This window comes from Mucilaginibacter sp. (assembly GCF_036383575.1).
GTDB lineage: Bacteria > Bacteroidota > Bacteroidia > Sphingobacteriales > Sphingobacteriaceae > Mucilaginibacter.
On sequence record NZ_DASVOB010000576.1, the window covers coordinates 1 to 4,977 of the forward strand.

The 4,977-nt window shown below is 46.4% G+C and carries 4 protein-coding genes; 3 read left to right on the plus strand and 1 reads right to left on the minus strand.

Annotation, left to right across the window (positions count from 1 at the left end):
• The 3 genes from VF500_RS20620 to ruvC form a co-directional block, all read left to right on the plus strand.
• The coding region (locus VF500_RS20620) for a transglutaminase family protein (protein ID WP_330861486.1) at window positions 1-1,280 on the plus strand (1,280 nt) is incomplete at its 5' end.
• A gap of 11 nt (window positions 1,281-1,291) precedes the next feature.
• A complete protein-coding gene (gene aat, locus VF500_RS20625) occupies window positions 1,292-1,930 on the plus strand; it encodes a leucyl/phenylalanyl-tRNA--protein transferase (RefSeq protein ID WP_330861487.1) in 639 nt (212 codons plus the stop codon).
• Window positions 1,931-1,948: 18 nt separating this feature from the next.
• A complete protein-coding gene (ruvC, locus tag VF500_RS20630; protein WP_330861488.1) occupies window positions 1,949-2,539 on the plus strand; it encodes a crossover junction endodeoxyribonuclease RuvC in 591 nt (196 codons plus the stop codon).
• Between the two features lie 120 nt (window positions 2,540-2,659).
• Here ruvC and VF500_RS20635 read toward each other — a convergent pair.
• Window positions 2,660-4,977: glycoside hydrolase family 3 protein (locus tag VF500_RS20635; protein WP_330861489.1), on the minus strand; the 2,318-nt coding region annotated here is incomplete at its 5' end.

Here is a 4,977-nt window from a genome sequence, read left to right on the forward strand (position 1 = left end):
TAAAAAACATAAAAGCTGTAAAGCTCGAAGATGATGCCGAATCATGGCAGGTTATGCCGCGGATCATGTTTGCAGCAAACTCATTCCAGTATGGTGGTATTCCCGGCGATATCAGCACCTGGCAAAATTTTGGTAAATGGCTGCAGGCCCTTAATGCAGATGTATGCACACTTAGTCCGGAGCGGATAGCCGAGGTCAAAAAACTGACTGCCGACTTTAAAACCGACAAAGAGAAAACGAAGTTCTTATATCAATACATGCAGCAAAACATGCGTTATGTAAGTATCCAGCTCGGCATTGGAGGTTTAAAGCCATTCCCGGCTACGTTTGTTGACCAGAAAAAGTATGGCGATTGCAAGGCTTTATCAAACTATATGTATGCCTTATTAAAGGCCGCCGATATACCATCGTACTATGCCATAATAAATGCAGGCTCAAACGAAGAACCTGCCGACCCTGCATTTCCATGCGATCCGTTCAATCACATCATTTTATGCGTGCCTTTTAAAAGTGACACTACCTGGCTTGAGTGCACCAATATGCAGAAGCCTTTTGGCAAGCTTGGGCCGTTTACCGAAAACAGGTACGCCCTGCTGGTTACCGAAGATGGGGGCAAACTGGTTAAAACCCCACGAAGTACAGATATTGACAACCAATTTAATAGCGAGGCACACGTAATACTTGACGCGAATGGTGGTGCAAAGGCAACGCTTAAAATTTTAAGCACCGGCGAATACCGCGATGATTACCTGGGCATAGCCGCTTTAAAAACCGACGAGCAAAAACAGGTACTGATCAAGATGCTGAATATGAAGCAGCCATCTCTTTTTGAGTTTAAGCCCTCAACGGATAAGGACGGCACAAAAGAACTGGACATTGAACTGGAGTACGATAAATTTTGCGATGTATCAGCAGGCAACAAGCAGTTTTACAAGCCCCGTGTTTTTGATCTGTGGAAAACAACCGTGCCAATACTTGAAAAACGAAAAGGTGATTTCTTTTTTGAGATTCCCATGTTAAAAACATGTGTTACCACAATCGACCTGCCTGCCGGTTTTGAAATTGACGCCTTGCCGACCGATCAAAGCCTTAAATTTACTTACGGCACTTATGATGTTAAGTATGTTTATGATGCCACTAAAAACCAGGTGGTAAGTACAACCAAATTCAATTTAAAAAACCACGTGATCCCCGCCGCCAAATACACCGAATTACAGGTTTATCTGGATGCGATAGCCAAAGCCCAAAATAAAAAGCTGGTGATCCGCCGTAAAGCATAAATTTGTGCCTGATGATATTCAGGCTCGACGAAGATTTAATATTTCCAAAGCCCGATCTGGCCGAACCAGACGGGCTTTTGGCTGTTGGCGGCGACCTGAGCACTGAACGCTTGTTGCTGGCTTATCAGAACGGCATTTTTCCGTGGTATAGTGATGATACGCCCATCCTTTGGTATTCGCCCCATGAGCGTTTTGTTTTATACCCGGATGAGTTGAAGATTTCCAAATCCATGCGGCAGGTATTACGCTCCGGTAAGCTGAAGGTTACGGTCGATACCTGTTTTAACGACGTCATAACAGCCTGCTCTACCGCTCCGCGAGAGGGGCAGGACGGCACCTGGATAGTGCCGGATATGATTGCCGCTTATAACCGTCTGCATTTGGAAGGCTACGCCCACTCTGTTGAAGTATGGCAGGATGATAAGCTGGTCGGTGGCCTTTACGGCGTATACGTAGGTGACGTTTTTTGTGGCGAAAGTATGTTTAGCCGCGTTAGCAATGCTTCAAAAACCGCGCTCATTTATTTGTGCAACACAGGTATTTATAAATTAATAGATTGCCAGGTGCATACAGATCACCTTGAATCAATGGGTGCCAGGATGATATCCCGGGAACAATACATGGATGTTTTGCTAAATAATTTAGTTTGATTAATTACCTTTGAGCCTATGCAGCAGGCGGTAAATTTAAAGGAGAGGATCATTTTGGGCATTGACCCGGGTACAGCCGTTATGGGTTATGGACTGCTCAAAGAAACCGGCCCTAAAATTGAACTGCTGGCTATGGGGGTAGTTAAAATGCCCACTACCGACGACCATATGCTTAAGCTGCAGCGCATCTTCGAAAAAACTGTTGCCCTTATTGATAATTACAACCCCGATTGCCTGGCCATTGAAGCACCGTTTTATGGCAAAAACATACAGGTAATGCTTAAGCTTGGTCGTGCGCAAGGCATGGCGATAGCAGCAGCATTATCGCGCAATATCGAGATCACCGAATACGCCCCCCGTAAAATAAAACAATCCATAACCGGTAATGGCAACGCCACCAAAGAGCAGGTAGCTGCCATGCTGCAAAGCCTGCTAAAATTTAAAGAAACTCCCGATTTTTTAGATGCTACCGATGGTTTAGCCGTGGCCGTTTGCCATTCGTTTCAACGGATCCCTACAGGTTCTGGTACCGGTAAGGCGGGTTCTAAAAAGTCATATTCCGGTTGGGATACTTTTGTAAAGGATAATGCCAAGCGGATTGTGAAATAAAATGCCCGTCAACGTAGAGACGCATAATTGCGTCTCCCGCATGCAAATTACGATAGATTATCATATGGCATGTCCTACGGGAGACGCAATTATGCGTCTCTACATAAAAATATCGCGCGTTTACGGCTTCACCACACTCTTCACATACTTATCCACGCGCCCATCTTTAATCACACCTTTCCAGTTTAAGCCGAAACCAAAATCATATTTATTGCCCTGCTCGTCAACATAGCATTTCATATCGTGCGGCACATCTTCAAACTGGGCTTCAACGGTTTTCATATCAACCGGCATTTGCAGCGGTAGCAATGCCGACGGTTCGGCTTTACCGGTTATGATATCAAGCGAAGCCTGGCCCTGTACACCAAAATCAACGATAATGGCGTTGGCATCTTTTTCAAATTCCGAAAACACCATCGGGTTGCTCATGTTAACCGATACAATAACCGGCTTGCCTTTCATTTTGGCATAGGTATCGGTAACCATAGCCAGATCCGTAACATTAATAGCCGTGCTTGACTTGCCCTTGTAAGTACGGTTAGTGAATTTCTCCAACGGATCGCCGCCTGCTATACTGGTTGCACGGGCATCAGTAGCCGTGTACGCGCCATATTGCAGGTTAACAGGTACATAACCTGTTCCTCCGTTTTTAGCGTCGGCGCTGTTGTAACCGCCGCCGCTGTTGGGGCTGGCAATAAATACCAGTGCGTAATCAGCTTCATCAGGGTTATCAGTTACTTTAAAATACTTTTTAACCGTTTCCATATTTACAGGATATTCCAGTTTTTCGGGCGTTTCCATTCCCAAAAAGTTCCTGCCTGCAGGCGTAAATTTTTTAGGCACATACACCGTTTTGCCGCTTTGCAAAGGCAAAATATTAGCCTTGTTTTTCAGCATCACTATCGATTTAAGCTGCGCCTGGTAACCGGCATCCATAAACTCAGGCTTACCCACAACTTGTTTGGAAACTTCGGGTTCCAGGTAAGGGTTTTCGAACAAGCCAGTCCTGAAAATATTGCGTAACAGCCTCACTGCCGACTGCTCAAATCTTGCCCGCATAAATGCTTCGCCATGCTCTTTTACGCCAATCTGGTAAGCCTCAGTAACCGGAGCTACCTCGTTATTCCCTCCAAACTGATCAACACCGGCCATCAGCACTTTGTAATGACGCTGTGCTATTGTAAGGCTTTCCACACCCCATGATTTACCCGAAAGGAATGAATCTACCGTGGTTTCATCGCCGGTAACCAGCCAATCGGTACAAACCACACCATCGTATTTGTATTTCTTGCGAAGCAGATCGTTAATGATGTAAGAGTTGTAGTTATTAGCTACGTTTTCGTGGTTTTTGGTATCCTGGTTATAGGAAATGGTATAGTAAGGCATCACCGCTGCGGCCATGCCGGTTTTACCTTGCAGCTTAAATGCGCCCTCGGTAAACGGGATCAGGTGTTGTTTAAAATTATTCCCCGGATAAACGGCGTACTTGCCATATGCATAATGCGCGTCGCGACCACCCTCACCGGCACCACCGCCCGGCCAATGCTTAACCATAGCATTTACGCTGTTGTAACCCCATCCGTTCTTTATTTCCTTTTCAGCCTCCGAAGTCTGGAAACCATCAATATAAGCGCGGGCCATATCAGCAGCTAATTGAGGGTCTTCGCCAAAAGTACCGCTTACACGGGCCCAGCGCGGATCTGTAGCAATATCAACCTGCGGCGAAAGCGCTGTTGAAATACCCAAAGCCCGGTATTCCTGCGCAGCTATATGGCCGAAGTTCTTCACCACTTCCGGATCAAAAGTTGCAGCCAATCCAAGCGAGCCGGGCCACATGGAAATAGCCCCTCCTGCCCCGGCATTATATTCAGCAGTTGCAACGGTACCATGCCGCGGGTCGGAGCTGTTATTGTTGGGGATCCCTAAACCCAATCCTTCCACAAAAGCCTGCGCGTTGTTATTCCATTGGGCAGCTATTTCCGGGCTTTGCACCGATGTTACCAGTACATGCCTTACATTATCCTTAGCTAAAAACTGCTTCTGCTGATCGGAAAGATCGGAAGCTTTAGCCCCGCTTTCGGCAAATACCTTATTGTTATAAGTCCCCGCAAATGGACCACCCGCTGCCGCCGGGATAGGCTGGTGACGACTGTACAGCATCAACCCTGCTATTTGCTCAACGCTCATTTTTGAGGCGAGGTCTTTAGCGCGTTCATCAACCGGCAGGCGCCAGTCTTCGTATTTATCCAGTTTGTCGTTCTTGTTCAGATCTTTAAAAGCAAGCCCATCAACGGTTAATAATTTCACGCCGGATGAAGTGGAGTAACCTAAGTTTTGTCCGCCGGTATTGGTAACAAAAGCAATATCACCTGCTTTTCTTTCTGTCCACTTGTTTTGCGCTATCGCAGCAGTTGCGGGCAGCAGGGCCAGCAGGGTTA

Coding starts and splice junctions, on each gene's coding strand:
- aat (WP_330861487.1), top strand. CDS start 1,292: ATGATATTCAGGCTCGACGAAGATTTAATATTTCCAAAGCCCGATCTG.
- ruvC (WP_330861488.1), top strand. CDS start 1,949: ATGCAGCAGGCGGTAAATTTAAAGGAGAGGATCATTTTGGGCATTGAC.